Source organism: Luteococcus peritonei (assembly GCF_039526385.1).
GTDB lineage: Bacteria > Actinomycetota > Actinomycetes > Propionibacteriales > Propionibacteriaceae > Luteococcus > Luteococcus peritonei.
Genome location: NZ_BAAAIX010000010.1, coordinates 1 through 15,553, shown reverse-complemented (window position 1 = coordinate 15,553; position 15,553 = coordinate 1). Strand labels below are relative to the sequence as shown.

General features: G+C 71.5%; 12 protein-coding genes. 9 read left to right on the top strand and 3 right to left on the bottom strand.

The features are described 5' to 3' along the window. Positions 1 to 44 precede the first annotated feature (44 nt). Together serS and ABD073_RS05045 are read left to right on the top strand one after the other, a co-directional pair. Positions 45 to 1,319: a serine--tRNA ligase gene (gene serS, locus ABD073_RS05050; protein ID WP_343872813.1), complete on the top strand. Its 1,275-nt coding sequence runs from the start codon at positions 45 to 47 to the stop codon at positions 1,317 to 1,319. 122 nt (positions 1,320 to 1,441) lie between these two features. Then, the gene (locus tag ABD073_RS05045; protein WP_343872812.1) at positions 1,442 to 3,064 is read left to right on the top strand and encodes a hypothetical protein; all 1,623 of its coding nucleotides are present in this window, start codon (positions 1,442 to 1,444) and stop codon (positions 3,062 to 3,064) included. Positions 3,065 to 3,071: 7 nt separating this feature from the next. On the opposite strand, the gene ABD073_RS05040 is transcribed toward ABD073_RS05045, so the two are convergent. Next, a complete protein-coding gene (locus tag ABD073_RS05040) occupies positions 3,072 to 3,836 on the bottom strand; it encodes an HAD family hydrolase (protein WP_343872829.1) in 765 nt (254 codons plus the stop codon). Positions 3,837 to 3,952: 116 nt separating this feature from the next. Beyond that, positions 3,953 to 4,534, bottom strand: a complete 582-nt coding sequence (locus tag ABD073_RS05035; RefSeq protein WP_343872811.1) for a WhiB family transcriptional regulator — start codon at positions 4,532 to 4,534, stop codon at positions 3,953 to 3,955. A gap of 412 nt (positions 4,535 to 4,946) precedes the next feature. On the opposite strand from ABD073_RS05035, the gene ABD073_RS05030 reads away from it, so the two are divergent. Further along, on the top strand, positions 4,947 to 6,245 hold the full coding sequence (locus tag ABD073_RS05030) for a DUF4921 family protein (RefSeq protein ID WP_343872809.1): 1,299 nt from the start codon (positions 4,947 to 4,949) through the stop codon (positions 6,243 to 6,245). Between the two features lie 14 nt (positions 6,246 to 6,259). Here ABD073_RS05030 and ABD073_RS05025 read toward each other — a convergent pair whose 3' ends face one another. Next, a complete protein-coding gene (locus ABD073_RS05025; protein WP_343872808.1) occupies positions 6,260 to 6,883 on the bottom strand; it encodes a TetR/AcrR family transcriptional regulator in 624 nt (207 codons plus the stop codon). A gap of 91 nt (positions 6,884 to 6,974) precedes the next feature. On the opposite strand from ABD073_RS05025, the gene ABD073_RS05020 reads away from it, so the two are divergent. From ABD073_RS05020 to ABD073_RS04995, 6 genes are all read left to right on the top strand, one after another. Continuing rightward, on the top strand, positions 6,975 to 8,255 hold the full coding sequence (locus ABD073_RS05020) for an ABC transporter permease (RefSeq protein WP_343872806.1): 1,281 nt from the start codon (positions 6,975 to 6,977) through the stop codon (positions 8,253 to 8,255). A 106-nt stretch (positions 8,256 to 8,361) separates the two neighbouring features. After that, complete coding sequence (locus ABD073_RS05015) at positions 8,362 to 10,272, top strand: ABC transporter transmembrane domain-containing protein (RefSeq protein WP_343872804.1); 1,911 nt, start codon at positions 8,362 to 8,364, stop codon at positions 10,270 to 10,272. Then, complete coding sequence (locus tag ABD073_RS05010) at positions 10,269 to 12,224, top strand: ABC transporter ATP-binding protein (RefSeq protein WP_343872802.1); 1,956 nt, start codon at positions 10,269 to 10,271, stop codon at positions 12,222 to 12,224. Before ABD073_RS05015 ends, ABD073_RS05010 begins: the two co-directional genes overlap by 4 nt. Positions 12,225 to 12,351: 127 nt before the next feature. After that, positions 12,352 to 14,094 (top strand): pyruvate dehydrogenase, encoded by a 1,743-nt coding sequence (locus ABD073_RS05005; protein ID WP_343872801.1) that lies wholly within the window; start codon positions 12,352 to 12,354, stop codon positions 14,092 to 14,094. A gap of 152 nt (positions 14,095 to 14,246) precedes the next feature. Continuing rightward, positions 14,247 to 14,999 carry a RodZ family helix-turn-helix domain-containing protein gene (locus tag ABD073_RS05000; RefSeq protein ID WP_343872800.1) on the top strand — a complete coding sequence of 251 codons (753 nt, stop codon included), beginning with the start codon at positions 14,247 to 14,249 and terminating at the stop codon, positions 14,997 to 14,999. An 84-nt stretch (positions 15,000 to 15,083) separates the two neighbouring features. Continuing rightward, positions 15,084 to 15,431: a hypothetical protein gene (locus ABD073_RS04995; RefSeq protein ID WP_343872799.1), complete on the top strand. Its 348-nt coding sequence runs from the start codon at positions 15,084 to 15,086 to the stop codon at positions 15,429 to 15,431. The last annotated feature ends 122 nt before the right edge of the window (positions 15,432 to 15,553 follow it).

Sequence of the window (15,553 nt, the reverse complement as noted above, 5' to 3'; positions counted from 1 at the left end):
CGGGACGGCCACACCGCCGACGGGCGCATCGGTAGGCTGTGCCCATGATCGATCCCAAGCTCCTGCGCACCGACCCCGACCGCATCCGACGCAGCCAGGTGGCGCGCGGGGAGTCCGCGGAGATCGTCGACGAGCTGCTGGCCGCCGACGAGGCCCGTCGCAGCAACATCCAGGCCTTCGAGACCATGCGCGCCGAGCAGAAGGACCTGGGCAAGCAGGTGGCCAAGGCGCAGGGCGAGGAGAAGCAGCAGCTGCTGGCCCGCACCAAGCAGTTGGCCGCCGACGTGAAGGCGGCCCAGGCCGCCGCCGACGAGGCGGGCAGCCGCTTTGAGGAGCTGATGAAGCAGCTCGGCAACCTGGTGATCGACGGCGTCCCCACCGGCGGCGAGGACGACGGGACCGTCGTCGAGACCCTCGGTGAGCCCCGTGACTTCGCGGCCGAGGGCTTCGAGCCCCGCGACCACCTGGAGCTGGGCGAAATGCTCGGCGCCATCGACATGGAGCGTGGCGCCAAGGTCTCCGGCTCGCGCTTCTACTTCCTCACCGGCGTCGGCGCCCAGCTCGAGTTCGCGCTGAGCCAGTTCGCCATGGCCAAGGCGCTGGAGTGGGGTTTCACCCCGATGATCCCGCCGTCGCTGGTCAAGCCGTCGGCCATGGAGGGCACCGGCTTCCTGGGCCAGGCCGCCGCCGACGTCTACCGCCTGGAGGCCGACGACCTGTACCTGGTCGGCACCGCCGAGGTCCCGCTGGCCGCCTACCACTCCGACGAGATCATCGACGCCGACAAACTGCCGCTGCACTATGCCGGCTACAGCCCCGCCTTCCGTCGTGAGGCCGGCAGCTATGGCAAGGACACCCGCGGCATCTTCCGGGTGCACTGGTTCGACAAGTGGGAGATGTTCGTCTACTGCGACCCGGCCGATGCCGAGGCGGAGCACCAGAAGCTGCTGGGCTTCGAGAAGGAGTTCATCACGGCCCTCGAGCTGCCCTTCCAGGTGCTCGACGTCGCCTCCGGTGACCTGGGGCTGAGCGCCGCCCGCAAGTACGACTGCTACGCCTGGCTGCCGACGCAGAACCGCTACCGGGAGATCACCTCCACCTCGAACTGCACCGAGTTCCAGGCCCGCCGCCTGAACATCCGCCAGCGCAAGGACGGCGAGGTCAGCCCGCTGGCCACGCTGAACGGAACCCTGTGCGCCATGACCCGGATGATCATCATGCTGCTGGAGAACCACCAGCAGTCCGACGGCTCGGTGCACGTCCCGGCCGCACTGCGTCCCTACATGGGCGGCCTGGAGAAGCTGGTGCCGAAGGGCTGAGCATGGAGCCCCAGGACTTCCGACGACCGGACGGCTGGCAACCCCTCGCGGGTGGCCAGCCGTCCGCCGTCCCGCCCCCGCCGCCCGACGGACCGGATCCCGACGGTGCGCAGCAGCCCCTGATGCCGCAGCAGGACCAGGCCGTCCGATCGCAGGCCTTCCCGACGCCGGCTCCGACTGACCCGGCCCGGCCCGCGGGGGCCACGCTGGCAGCTCCCGCGCCGACGGGGGAGGGCTGGGCCCCGGGAGGTGCCCACCCCGCCCGTCCGGCCGCCCGGCGCCTGCCGCGCCTGCTGCTGGTGCTGGGCCTGGTGGGTGCCGTGCTGGCCGGCTCGCTGGCCTGGTGGGTGCGGCCCCGCCATCCCGACCTCACCGCGCCCACCGGCCCCGGCATCCCCAGGATCACGCCGCGGCCCTCCGGTGATCCCGTGGCGCTGCCCACCGACTGGCGCACCTCCGCCGAGGTGCTGCGCGAGGGCCAGGGGTTCAACCCGATGCTGGCCCATCCGCTCGACGGTCTGGGCGCCAGCCCTTCCGGTGTGCTCGATGGCGGATCGGCTCTGGTGGCCATCACCCTGGCCCAGCCCCAGGACGAGGACTCTGCCCGGGTGCACGGCATCGACCCCACCACCGGCCGCGCCCGCTGGACCCGCCCGATGCCCGGTGCGCTGTGCGCCGCCCAGCTCTTCGGGGGCGACATTGCCTGCCTGGCCGTCGCCGACCGCGAGCCGGCCACCGGGCTGGGCCGACGCTGGACCCTGCGCCTGCTGGACCCCACCACCGGGCGCGTGGAGCGCAGCGCCGAGCTGGCCGCCCACCTGGTGGGCCTGCGGGTGGTCGACGACTGCCTCGTCCTGCTGGAGCAGGAACCGGCTGGGGACCAGCTGCCGACGGTCCGGCTGCGCGGCCTCGACGCTGCGCTGGCGACCCGCTGGACCACCGAGGTCAACGCCATCGCTGGCGGCGCCGACCCGGGCCTGCTCTTCAGCACCGACCGGCTGCTGCTCCGCGGCCCGGAGCTGGCTCCGGGCCCGGCCCTGTTCAACCCCTCGCTGGAACCCATCGGGCAGGGCCTGGTGGCGCTGTCCGCCGGCGCGGGCACCGCGCTGGTCCGGGCGGCTGATGGGCGTCCCGCCGCGCTGCTGGGGTGCACCACTGCCACCGACGACGGGGCACGGATCTGGTGCAATGACGACGGCGGAGCGGTGGCCCATGCCCGCGACGGCAGCCGCCGCCTGGTCCGTGCCGAGGCGGGCACCCGGGTCCTCCCGGTGCGCACCGACCCCCGGCTCCATGCCCCGGTGACCGCTGTCTTCGCCCGCGCGGACCGCACCCTGGTACGCCTGGACCCGGCCACCGGGTCGGTGGTGGGGCCACTGGCCGAGGCCCTGGGCGGCGATGCGCTGGGGCAGGGCAGTGCGGTGCGGGTGGTGCAGGCCGGCGATCTCACCATCGTCTCCGACGAGCGCTCGACCGTGGCCTTCGACCAGCAGCTGCGCCAGGTCTGGCGCTCCGGCCAGGTGGAGGAGCTGGGCCAGGCCTGGTGGCAACAGCGCCCCGGCCGTGGCCAGCGGCTCTGGCTGCTGGGCGGGGATGCGGTGCACCTGGTCGACCCGCAGCAAGGCTGGCTCCGGGGCAGCTACCGGGTTCCGGACGCCCAACACCTGCAGGTCGTGGGCCAGGGCCGCGGCGAGCTGCTGCTCGGCTGGGGCGGCACCGCCCTCTCCCGAGTCCGGATGCCCTGAGCCGGCCTCAGAGCCAGCGGCGCAGTTCCTCCAGCGTGCCGCCCTCGGCGAAGCCGCCGGTGACATGGTCCGCCTCGGACTTCACCTCGTCGGGGGCGTCACCAATGGCGACGCCACGGCCCGCCCAGCGCAGCATGTGCACGTCATTGCGCCCGTCGCCGAGCGCCAGCACGTCGCGACGCCGCACCCCCAGCTCGGCGCAGACCGCCTTCAGACCGGTGGCCTTGTTGACCCCCACCGGCGCGATGTCCAGCCAGGCGGACCAGCCGATGAAGTAGCTCACGCCGCGCATGCCCAGGCTCTTGGCCAGCCGGCTGAAGTCCTCGGTGGAGGCCTCCGGGTCGCGGATGATGACGCGGGTCACCGGCTCGGCGCACAGCTCCTCGACGCTCTGGATGCGCATCTCGCCGGTGAGGTCGCCGTCGGGGAAGAGCTGGTTGAGCCGGTACCCGCCGCGGGGGTCCTCCACCGCGATCCGCAGGTGCGGCGCGGCCTGGGAGACCTTCTGGATCACCGGACCCGGGTCGAAGGTGACCTGCTTGCGCAGCTGGAAGGGCGGGAAGTCCACCACCACCGCCCCGTTGGAGCTCACCGCCGGGCCGGCCGGCAGCCCCAGTGCCTCGAAGATCGGCTGGGTGTCGCCCCAGGAGCGGCCGGTGGCCAGCACCACCGCGATGCCCTTGGCCAGCAGCGCCTGGACGGCCTCGCGGATCTCGTCGGGCAGATGACCGGAGTGGTCCACCAGCGTGCCATCGATGTCCAGGGCCACCATCCGGGGGGAGAAGCTCATGCGACGAGCCTGCCACGCCGCGGTGACCAGAACCCGACGACGCGATGACCGCAGCATGACGTCGGAGCATCAGGCCTTGTCAGGATGCGTCTGCGAGTTCAGGCGGCGCGGCTGTCCCGGTTCTCGCGGCGAGGGCTGCCCAGCACCACCCGGGTGGCGTGCAGCACCTGCTCCAGGCTGGGGCGCACCTGGCCCATCGGCTCGCGCGGCTCCAGGGCCTCGGTGCGGGCCCGACGCAGGTGGCGCTTGACCGTCGAGAGGCTGCAGCCCAGCCGGTTGGCCAGGGTCTCCAGCGACTCGTGCGGGTTCGCGGTGCGCATCCGCAGCACGTCGGAGGGATCGATCTGGCGGTGCGAGGCCGCGGCACCGGTGAAGGAGTCCAGGTCCTCAGGTGCCACGCGCACCCCCAGACGGGCGCGGATCTCGGCCCGCTGGCGTGGCGTCGTGCCCGCCACGTAGCCGGCGACGTCGTGCTCCACGACCGCGCGGTAGAGGCAGCGCTGCAGCAGGGGGCACTCCAGGCAGGCCCGTTCGGCCTTGCGCTGCAGCATCAGCTGCTCGTGACGCTCTCGGGCGTTGGCGGGGGCGCCGGGCTCCTCCAGCAGGGGGTGCTGGAAGGCCGACGCCAGATCGATGCAGGCCTGGGCAGCGACGGCCCCAGGGCGGGTCTGGATGCTCATGAGGTGGATCAACTTTCGGCGTGGGAATCTGTGGTGAACTGCTCCCTTGCGACGGGTTGGCGGTCCTCGCGGTTCCCGTGTCCCCCGACGAAACAAGGCTTTCACGCGGCCGAACTGCCACCTGACCAGCGGTGTGGGGGTACTTACCCGTTTCAACCGTGTAGCTGTGCTCAGAAATCTCTGAGTACTGGTACCCAGTCACCAAACATTTCTTGGTCAGATGTTCTGCCGGATTCCTGGGATTCCCTTTGTGGGGCAGGCATTCCGTCCATTCCCCTGCGCGGTGCGGGACCGGACAGGAATTTGTACCGCTCAGTCATTTGCCTCACTGGTTGATCCTCGTGACCCGGGCCGGGTGGATCATGGCGACCCTCCCACCCGGCTGGGCCGGGGTCCGCCCTAGTCTGGACCGGTGATCGACCCCGCCGACCTGCTGGCCCGGCTGCCCGATGGCACCGTGAAGCAACGCAATCCCTTCACCGGGACCCAGGTGTGGACCATGCCCGGACGCGGCAACCGGCCACTGCCCGCATCCCGGGCGGAGGCGGTGCCGTTGCCGGCCGGCAGCGATGGCCTGGACGGCTGTGCCTTCTGCCCGGGTCACCACCTGGACAATCCGCCGGAGAAGTCGCGACTGGTCGTCGACGGCGACGGTCATCGCACCCTCACCGGGCTCTCAGCCCAGGAGCTGGACCGGACCGAGGCAGCCTTCCGTCGGGTGCCCAACCTGTTCGAGATCTGCCCTCCCGAGTACTGGGAGCTGAACCACGGGCTGGTGCCCGAGCCGGCGGTGCGCCAGCGCGCCCACGACTACCTGGCCGATCCCGCGGGGCGCGACCACATCGAGCGGGTGCTGCGGCTCAAGCTGCGCCTGGCGTGTGACGACGAGGTGACCCAGCCGCAGCTGGAGCACGCCGCCCTGGGCTGGTTCGGCTCGGGGCACGAGCTGGTCATCCCGCGTCGTCACCACGTGGTGGGCGCCACCTCCTCGGACCAGTTGTCCTCCTCTGGCGCCCTCAGCGAGGCTGAGCACCGGGCCTACCTCACCCTCTCGGTGGAGGCGATGGCCTCGCTCTATGCCGCCAACCCGAAGGCCGCCTACGTGGCCGTCTTCCAGAACTGGCTGCGGCCCGCGGGCGCCTCCTTCGAGCACCTGCACCGGCAGGTGGTGGCCATCGACGAGGTGGGCAGCCACGCCGAGGCCGCTGTCCGGGCCCTCGCCCTCAACCCCCAGGTCTTCAACACCCACCTGCTCGACGTCGCCATCGACCACGACCTGGTGCTCGCCGCCAATGACAACGCCGTGGCCATCGCCGGCTTCGGTCACCGCTACCCGTCGATCGAGGTCTACTCGCTGAGCCCGCGACGCGAGCCCTGGTTGCTGTCCCCCCGCGAGCTCGACGACCTGTCCGATGTGCTGCACGCCGTCCATGCCGCCGGGGGAGCGCAGTTGTCCTGCAATGAGGAGTGGCACCACCGGCCGCCGCGCGGCGAGGACGCCATGCCTTGGCGGATCGTCGTGAAGTGGCGCATCTCCACCCTGGCGGGCTTCGAGGGCGCCACGAAGATCTACCTCAACACGCTCAGCCCGTGGGACGTGCGCGACCGGGTGCTGCCCGAACTGGCCCGGCTGCGTGACGAGGGTCGGGTGGGTGCCGGCCTGCGGATCGGCGACGAGTGCCGCCTGCCGCACGGGCTGCTGCCCTGGTGATGCTCGACCGGGTGCTACCTGTCGCGCGGTGACCCGTCGAGCAGGGTCCCGTCCAGCAGCGGGGCCAGGCCGTCCAGGTAGCCCTGCTCGTCGAAGTGCTCGCCTAAGAGGGATGCCTGCAGGACGAATCCCTGCAGCACGCCGCTGAAGGCCGGAGCGATGGCGAGGGCGCGACGCTCGGCCTCCTCGGCGGGGAGGCCCCGATGGGCCAGCCAGCTGGCCAGGTAGGCGCGCAGGCCGTCCTGCAACGTGCCCAGCAGCTCCGAGGCCAGGGCGTGGATCTCCGGCTCGGTGGTGGCCGATCCCCAGAACTGCAGCAACAGGCCGTCCTTGAGCCAGGTGGGCGGCATCTCCTGCAGCATCTCGCGCACCGCCTGGGCAGGGGGAGGGGGAGAGGGCAGCTGGGCCAGGGCGGTCAGCGCCTCGCGCCGGCTGGTCATCACGGTGCGCGCCAGGTCCACCACGAGCGCGTCCTTGCCCTTGTAGTAGCCGTAGATGGCGCCGGCCGAGAGGCCGGACTCGTTGATGATGTCGCCCATCGTGAGGTTGGCCAGGCCCTTGTGGCGGGCCACGGTGATGGCGGCCTCCTGGATGCGCTCACGCTGGGCGGATCGATGTTCCTCGCTGACCTTGGGCATGCGGGTCATCCTAACAAAACGAACGTTCTGTTTGACACCTTGGGGTGACGGGAGCAGCATAAAGAACGAACATTCGTTTTGAGGAGAACCCATGAGCACCACCGAGACCGAGGGCGCCACCGCGCGCCGGGTCCACTCCACCTGGACCGCCACCTGGCGCACCGCCGTGGGCGCGGCGCTGGCCGTCACCCTCGTCCTGCTGGCATTCGCCTGGCCCACCCACACCTCGACGGTGCGCGACATGCCGCTCGGCGTGGTCGCCACCGCCCAGCAGAAGGCCCAGCTGGAACAGGCGCTGCAGGCCGCCGGCGGCGCCTTCACGCTCACCGACTACAGCGACGAGGCCGCGGCCCGCTCGGCCATCGAGCACCGCGAGGTCTACGGCGCGCTGGTGCTGCCCGCCGACGCGAAGGCACCGAAGACCACCGTGCTCACCGCCAGTGCCGCCGGTCCCGCCGCCAGCCAGATGATCACCGCCGCCGCCCAGAAGATGGGCGCCGAGCAGGCCAAGGGCGTCGCCGCCGCGAAGCAGCAGAGTGCCACCGCGCTGTCCACCACCGTCGCCCAGGCCTCCGCCGCCCAGGCCTCGGTGAAGACGCTGGAGGCGGTTGCCGCCAAGCTGCCCCCGCAGCAGGCCGCAGCCCTGCAGCCCCAGCTCGACCAGGCGCGCAGCCAGGCCGCTGCCCTGGCCCAGCAGGTCAGCACCCAGAAGGCCGCTCTGGAGGCCATCCCCGCGCCCCAGGTGGACGTCGTGGACGTGGTGCCGCTGGCCAGCACGGACTCTCGCGGCGCCGGCTTCGCCATCGCCGGCCTGCCCCTGGCGATGGGCGGCATGATCGGCGGCATCATGATCTCCACCCTGCTGGTGGGGTGGAAGCGCCGCCTGCTGGCCGTGGCCGGCTATGGGGTGCTCGGCGGCCTGGGTCTGGCCCTGGTGCTGCACGGCTGGTTCGGCTTCGTGCAGGGCAACTTCTTCCTGATCTGGCTGGTGCTCGGCCTGGCCGTGGCCGCCACCGCCTCCTTCATCGTCGGCGCGCAGTCCCTGCTGGGCCAGCCGGGCATCGCGCTGGGAGCCGTTGTCACCATGTTCATCGGCAATCCCATCGCCTCGCTCAGCAGCCCCAAGGAGTGGCTGCCCTGGCACTGGGGTGAGATCGGCCAGTGGTTCGTGCCCGGCGCCGCCGGCAACCTGATGCGGGTGGAGTCATACTTCCCGCACGCGCCGCAGCTGTGGAGCTGGGTGGCGCTGCTGCTCTGGCTGCTGGTGGGTGTCGCGCTCACCCTGGTAGGCCGTCACAAGGACGACGAGGTGATCCACCTGGAGGGCTACGTCGAGCCCGACGCGCCCCGTCGCGCCGCCGTCGAGGCGTGAGTGGCCCAGTCTGCGGGGCCTTCCGGGAGGATGTTTGCCGGTAGCTGTGGGCCCGCCGATATTCGGTCGAGGACTGTCAGTCCCACCCCCTAGGGTGGCTCGTGCCATGCAGACCTTTCCGCCCTCCACCCAGGCCTTCGAGCAGCACTCCCGTGCCGCCCGGGGTGATCGTGCGCGCCGCGACGAGCCGGACACCCGCTCCCCGTCGCGCTTCCTGTTCTGGATCCTGCGCACCCAGGCGGACCTGGTGGCCCTCAATGCCGTGCTGGGCCTGCTCTGGTTCATGCCCAGCGCGCTCAACCCCTGGCTGATCGGCAAGGCCATCGACCACGGCGTGCTGGCCCACAGCGTGATGGGTGCCCTGCCCTGGGCGCTGGCGATGATGGTGGCCATCACCGTCGGCGTCCTGGCGGGCGTGGGGATGCACTCCACCGCCGTGGTGGGCTGGCTCGTGGCCATGTACAAGACCACCAAGCTCCTGCTGCGCAAGGTGGCGCAGCTGGGCCACGTGGCGCCGCGCCGGACGCCGGCGGGGGAGATGCTCTCGGTGGCCGGTGGCGACGCCGACACCTTCGGCGCCGTGACCGAGGTCTTCGGCCGCGGCATCGCAGCACTGGGTGCCTTCGGCTTCGTCGCGGCCCTGGTGCTCAACGAGTCGCTCAAGCTGGGCCTGGTCACCCTGGTGGCCGCCCCGCTGCTGGTGGGCGCCGCCTCCCCGTTGCTGCGTCCGCTGCAGCGAGCCCAGGCCATCGAGCGCAGCCGCACCAGCGAGCTCACCGGCATGGCCACCGACATCGTCGCGGGGCTGCGGATCCTGCGTGGCATCGGTGGCGAGCAGACCTTCGGTGACAACTACGCCACCCAGAGCCAGAGCGTGCGCCGCGCCGGCGTCTCGGCCGGCACCTGGCAGGCGGCGGTCGACGCCCTGGGCGTGCTGCTCTCCGGCCTGCTGCTGGTGATGCTCACCTGGTTGGGCGCCCACGAGATGCTCGCCGGCCGGCTGTCCATCGGCCAGCTGGTCAGCTTCTTCGGCTATGCCATCTTCATGGTCTGGCCCATCCAGACCTTCTTCGAGTTCGCCCAGAAGTGGGTGCAAGGCCTGGTCAGCGCGAAGAAGACGATCGCCGTACTGGGCCAGCAGGCGCCCTGGCACGAGCCGGCCGAGCCGCTGCCGCTGCCCCAGAACGCCGTGATCACCGACGATGCCTCCGGCCTGGTGGCCCGGCCTGGCCGGATGACCGTCGTGGTGAGCGCCGTCCCGGACGACTCCGCCGCGCTGGCCGACCGGATCGGCCGCTACCTGCCCGCCGAGACCGAACCGGTCAGCCTGACCGTCGACGACGACCTGAAGGGCAAGGCGCGCAAGGCCGCCCGCGCCGAGCTCGACGCGCAGCGTGCCGCGCTGGCCGAGGCCGACGAGCAGCGCGCCGGCGCCAGCTGGGGCGTCCGCTTCGACGAGGTGGACCTGGCCCGGGTGCCGCTCGACGAGCTGCGCAGCCGAGTGCTGGTGAGCGACACCGCCGGCCAGGTCTTCGCCGGCACCCTGCAGGAACTGCTGGACCCGCACGGCACCCACAGCCGGGAGCAGGCCGAGACCGCACTGCGCGTCGCCTCCGCCGAGGACGTCTACGACGCGCTGCCCGGTGGCTGGCAGGGCGTGCTCGACGAGCGGGGCCGAGGCCTGTCCGGTGGCCAACGTCAGCGCCTCGTGCTGGCCCGCGCCGTGCTCGCCGACCCGGAGGTGCTGGTGCTGGTGGAGCCCACCAGCGCCGTCGACGCCCACACCGAGGCGCGGATCGCGGAGCGGCTGGCCGAGCACCGTCGCGGCCGCACCACCATCGTGACCACCGTCTCCCCGCTGCTGCTGCACCATGCCGACGACGTGGTGCTGCTGGTGGACGGGCGCGCCGCGGCGCACGGCAGCCACGCCGAGCTGCTGGCCAGCAGCGCGGACTACCGCGCCGTCGTGGCGCGCGGGATGGACGACGAGGACGCTCCGGAAGGAGGCACGGCATGAGCCAGGACCAGCCGATCCAGGCCACCGAGGACCTGCTCGCCAGCTCCGCCGAGACCTGGCGGGAGGAGGGTCGCGGCGACGACGAGATCCCCGCTGTGCTGCACAACGACCTCAGCCAGCCGCTGCGCCGCCGGGTGCGAGGCTGGCGTGAGCGGCGCGACCTGCGCGAGCAGCGGGCCCGCGACTTCTACGCCGCCTCCCGCAACCCGGAGCGCGGCCTGCCGGTGGCACAGGACCGCGCCGTGGTGGACTTCGTGCGCGAGATGCTCGGCCGACGCAAGCAGCTGGCCTTCTGGCTGGTGGCGTTGAACGGTGCCGCGGGCGTGGCGGGTCTGCTGGTGCCGCGCATGCTGGGCCGCCTGGTGGACCGTGCCGGGCAGGCCGGGCAGGGGCTGGCCGATCAGCTCGACGCCATCGCGCTGGCGGTGGTGGGCGTGGTGCTGGTGCAGACCCTGCTCACCTTCGGCGCCCGCTGGATCAGCTCGGTCTTTGGCCAGGACCTGCTGGCCGAGGCCCGCGAGTACATCGTGCGTTTCGTGCTGCGCCTGCCGCTGGGCAAGGTGGAGTCCGCCTCCACCGGAGACCTGGTGACCCGTGTCACCCGTGACGTGTCCACCATGAGCGGTGCGGTGCGCTGGGCGCTGCCGCAGCTGGCCATCGCCTCGGTGATGACCGTGCTCACCCTGGTGGCGATGTTCCTGAACTCGCCGCTGCTGGCGCTGCCCAGTGTCGGATCCATGCTGCTGCTCGCCCTGGTGGCCCGCGGCTACCTGCGTCGCGCCCCGATGGGCTACATCACCGAGGGCGGCACCTACTCGCGGATCAACACCACCCTCACCGAGAGCGTCGAGGGCGCCCGCACCATGGAGGCGCTGGGGCTGCAGAGCTCGCGCATCGAGCGCACCGACACCGACATCGAGGTCAGCGCGCAGGCCGAGCGGTACACCCTCACCCTGCGCAACCAGATGTTCCTGAGCATCGACTACGCCTACCAGGGGCCGCTGGTGCTGATCGTGCTGCTCGGCACCTGGGGCTACACCCGCGGCTGGGTGAGCCTGGGACAGATCGCCGCGGCCGCCATCTACGTCCAGCAGCTGGTGGAGCCGATGGACCGGCTGATCCAGACCCTGGACCGGCTGCAGGTGGGCATGGCCTCCACCACCCGTCTGCTGGGCATCGCCTCGGTGCCGCAGGACCGCGAGGCCGGCGAGGCCGTGCCGATGGACAGCCACCTGGTGGGCCGCGACCTGCGCTTCGCCTACCGCGAGGGCCACGACGTGCTGCACGGCGTCGACCTGGACCTGCGCCCCGGTGAGCGGCTGGCCGTGGTCGGGCCGTCCGGCTCGGGCAAGTCCACCCTGAGCCGGCTGCTGGCGGGCATCAACGGCCCGCGCACCGGACAGGTCACGGTGGGCGGCGTCGACGTGATGGAGCTGCCGCTGGCAGACCTGCGCACCCAGGTGGCCCTGGTGACGCAGGAGCACCACGTCTTCGTGGGCACCATCCGCGACAACATCGTCCTGGCCCGCGAGGGCTCCACCTCCGACGAGCAGGTCTGGCAGGCACTGGAGGCCGTCGAGGCCACCGAGTGGGTGCAGCGCCTGCCCGAGGGCCTCGACACCCTGGTGGGCTCCGGCAAGCAGTCGCTGACCCCGGCCCAGGCGCAGCAGGTGGCACTGGCCCGGCTGGTGATCGCCGACCCGCACACGTTGGTGCTCGATGAGGCCACCAGCCTGATCGACCCGAAGACCGCGCGCCACCTGGAGGGTTCGATGGCCTCGCTGCTGGAGGGTCGCACCGTGGTGGCCATCGCGCACCGGCTGCACACCGCGCACGACGCGGACCGGATCGCGGTGGTGATCGACGGCCGCATCGCGGAGCTGGGCAGCCATGACGAGCTGATGGCGCGCGACGGCCAGTACGCCGCGCTCTGGCGGGCCTGGACCAGCTGAGCATTCCCGGCCGGGCGCGCCTTCTGCGCTGGGTGAACGCAACCGGAAGGCCTTGGATCCGGGCGTACGTTGAAGAAGTAACCAACGTCGCTTCGGGGTCCGAGGCCCCGGTTGAGGGGGAACGGGCATGAAGCTCGCAGAACAGATCGTCGCCCAGTTGCAGGCCGCCGGTGTGCGCCGCATCTACGGCATCGTGGGTGACTCGCTGAATCCGATCGTGGACGCCGTGCGTCGCACCGGTGGCTCCGAGAAGGGCGGCATCGACTGGGTGCACGTCCGCCACGAGGAGGCTGCCGCCTTCGCCGCCGCGGCCGACGCCCAGCTGACCGGCGAGCTGGCGGTCTGCGCCGGCTCCTGTGGCCCGGGCAACCTGCACCTGATCAACGGCCTCTACGACGCGAACCGCTCGCACGCCCCCGTGCTCGCCATCGCCTCGCACATCCCCACCAGCCAGATCGGCCAGGCCTACTTCCAGGAGACCCACCCTGACCGGCTGTTCACCGAGTGCAGCGTCTACAGCGAGATGATCAGCACCCCGGCCCAGTCGCCGCGCGTCGTGGCCGCCGCCATCCAGCACGCCGTCGCGCTCGGCGGCGTCTCGGTGATCACCGTCCCCGGCGACATCACCGACGACGAGGTGGCCGTCGAGGTGCCGCTGCACACCCCGACCGTGCCGGGCTCCCTGCACCCGGCCCCCGAGTCGCTGCAGGCGCTGGCCGATGCCATCAACGAGGCCGACAAGGTGGCCATCTTCGCCGGCGCCGGCGTCGAGGGCGCCCACGACGAGGTTGTCGAGCTCGCCGGGCGGATCAACGCCCCGATCGGCCACTCGCTGCGCGGCAAGGACTTCATCCAGTACGACAACCCCTACGACGTGGGCATGACCGGCCTGCTCGGCTACGGTGCCGCCGCGGCCGGCATGGAGGGGGCCGACCTGCTCCTGCTGCTGGGCACCGACTTCCCCTACGACCAGTTCCTGCCCGACACCCGCACCGCCCAGGTGGACCGTCATGCCGAGAAGCTGGGCCGTCGTACCGACGTGGACATCGCGGTGCATGGTGATGTGCTGCCCACCGTGCAGGCGCTGATGCCGCTGCTGAAGAAGAAGCGCTCCGACCGCTTCCTCAAGCAGATGCTGAAGAAGCACCACCGGATCGTGGACAAGGGCACCAATGCCTACACCCGCAATGCCGCCAGCCTCACGCCGATCCATCCCGAGTACGCGGCCGCGGTGCTCGACGACATGGCCTCCCAGGATGCGGTCTTCACCGCCGACACCGGCATGTGCAATGTCTGGACCGCCCGCTACATCACCCCCAACGGCCGTCGGCGGCTGATCGGCTCCTTCCTGCACGGCTCCATGGCGAACGCCCTGCCGCACGCCATCGGCGCGCAGTTCGCCTACCCGAACCGCCAGGTGATCTCGGTCAGTGGTGACGGTGGCCTGTCCATGCTGCTGGGCGAGCTGCTGACCATCGCCACCTACCAGCTCCCGGTGAAGGTGGTGGTCTTCAACAACTCCACCCTGGGCATGGTGAAGCTGGAGATGCTGGTCAACGGCCTGCCCAGCTCCGGCACCGACGTGCCGGTGGCCAACTACGCCGCCGTCGCCGAGGCGATCGGCATCAAGGGGATCCGCGTGGAGCGCGGCGAGGACCTGCAGCAGGCCTATGCCGATGCCTTCGCCCACAACGGCCCGGTGCTGGTGGAGATCATCACCGACCCCAATGCGCTGTCCATCCCGCCGGACGTCACGCTGGACCAGGTCTACGGCTTCGCGACGGCGATGAGCCGCACGGTGCTGAACCAGGGTGCCGGCGAGGTCGTGAAGATGGCGCGCTCCAACCTGCGCAACATCCCGCGCGGCTGAGCACCCCGCAGCACGAGGGCCGGTCGTCGCGACCGGCCCTCGTGGTCTGTGCTGACCTTCCGCCAGAAAGTCCGCCAGATCGTGCAACCGGAGGAGCGCATGTGGCGTAGTAGGAGCAAGTTCGGTTCCCACACCACCCCAGGAGGCCTCCCATGCCCACGCTTCGCCGCTCCGCCATCGCCCTCGCCGCACTGTCCCTGGGCCTCGGCCTGACCGGCTGTGGACAGACGGGGAGCTCCACTCCGGACGCCAGCTCCGTCGCCCCGGCCGCCACGACCAGCAGCGCCCCGATGGCCTCCCAGACGGCCGCCGGCCAGGCCACCGCCTCCGGCCAGCCCACCGCCTCGGGCCAGACCAGCAGCGGAGCCGGCACCGCGACCACCAGCGACGCCCCTGGGACCTCCTCCACGGGCCCGGCCAGTGGATCAGCGGCCTCCGGCACGCCCGCCAGCTCGCCGTCGGACGCGCTGACCTACCTCAACGCCGGCCCCTACCGGATCGGGCGGACCGGCATCCAGCTCGTCAACGAGCAGCTGGCCGTTCCCAGCAGTTCCTGCGAGAAGTCCTGGGACGCCACCCACAAGGGCTTCCAGCTGGCCTTCGACAGCAGCAACCGGCTGGACGGCGTGCTGGTGACCACCAAGGGCTACCGGACCCTGGCCGACGTCGAGGTCGGCACCCCCTTCGCCACCGTCGCGAAGGCCTATGGCAAGGGCTACCTGGAGCGCAAGATCCATGCGGCCGAGGAGCAGGAGATCACCGTGGGCCAGGTCACCGACGGCCGGCGCGCCATCATCTTCGGCGCCGTCGACGAGACCGGCGAGTGGACCGACGTGCGCCCTGGAGCGAGGGTGGCCTGGATGTCGGTGCAGGCCTACGGCAGCACCATGCCCTACGGCTGCTGACCTGCGGTCCCGCGGGGCGGACGGGCCTTGCCCCGGCAGGTCCGGCTCGGCGAGGGTGGAGGGAGTCGACGAAAGGGAGATCCCATGACCACCCCGCTGACCCGAGGCCTGGCGGCAGCCGCCATCGCGATGGCCGCGCTCTCGCTGACCGCCTGCAACGACCCCGCCGAGGAGCCGGAGCGCAAGCCCAGCGCCTCCGTGCCGCAGTCCACCGCCGATGACGACGCCACCGGCGCGCCGAGCTCCTCGGCCGACCAGGATGACGACGACGCCACCCCCGATGCGGACGACGATGCCACGCCGGATGACGATGACGATGCCACCCCGGACGCGGATGACGATGCCACCCCGGACGACGATGACGACGCCACCCCGGACGACGATGACGACGCCAGCACCGATCCCACCGGCGAGGCCAGTGACGACGACTGATCCCGCACCGCCGCGGCCTGCTGGCCGAGGACGTGACGAGGGCCCCGACCAGATGGGCGGATTCTTGTGGTCCTCGCAACACCTGATGGTCTAGACGGTTAGTAGATCACGCAAACGCTCGG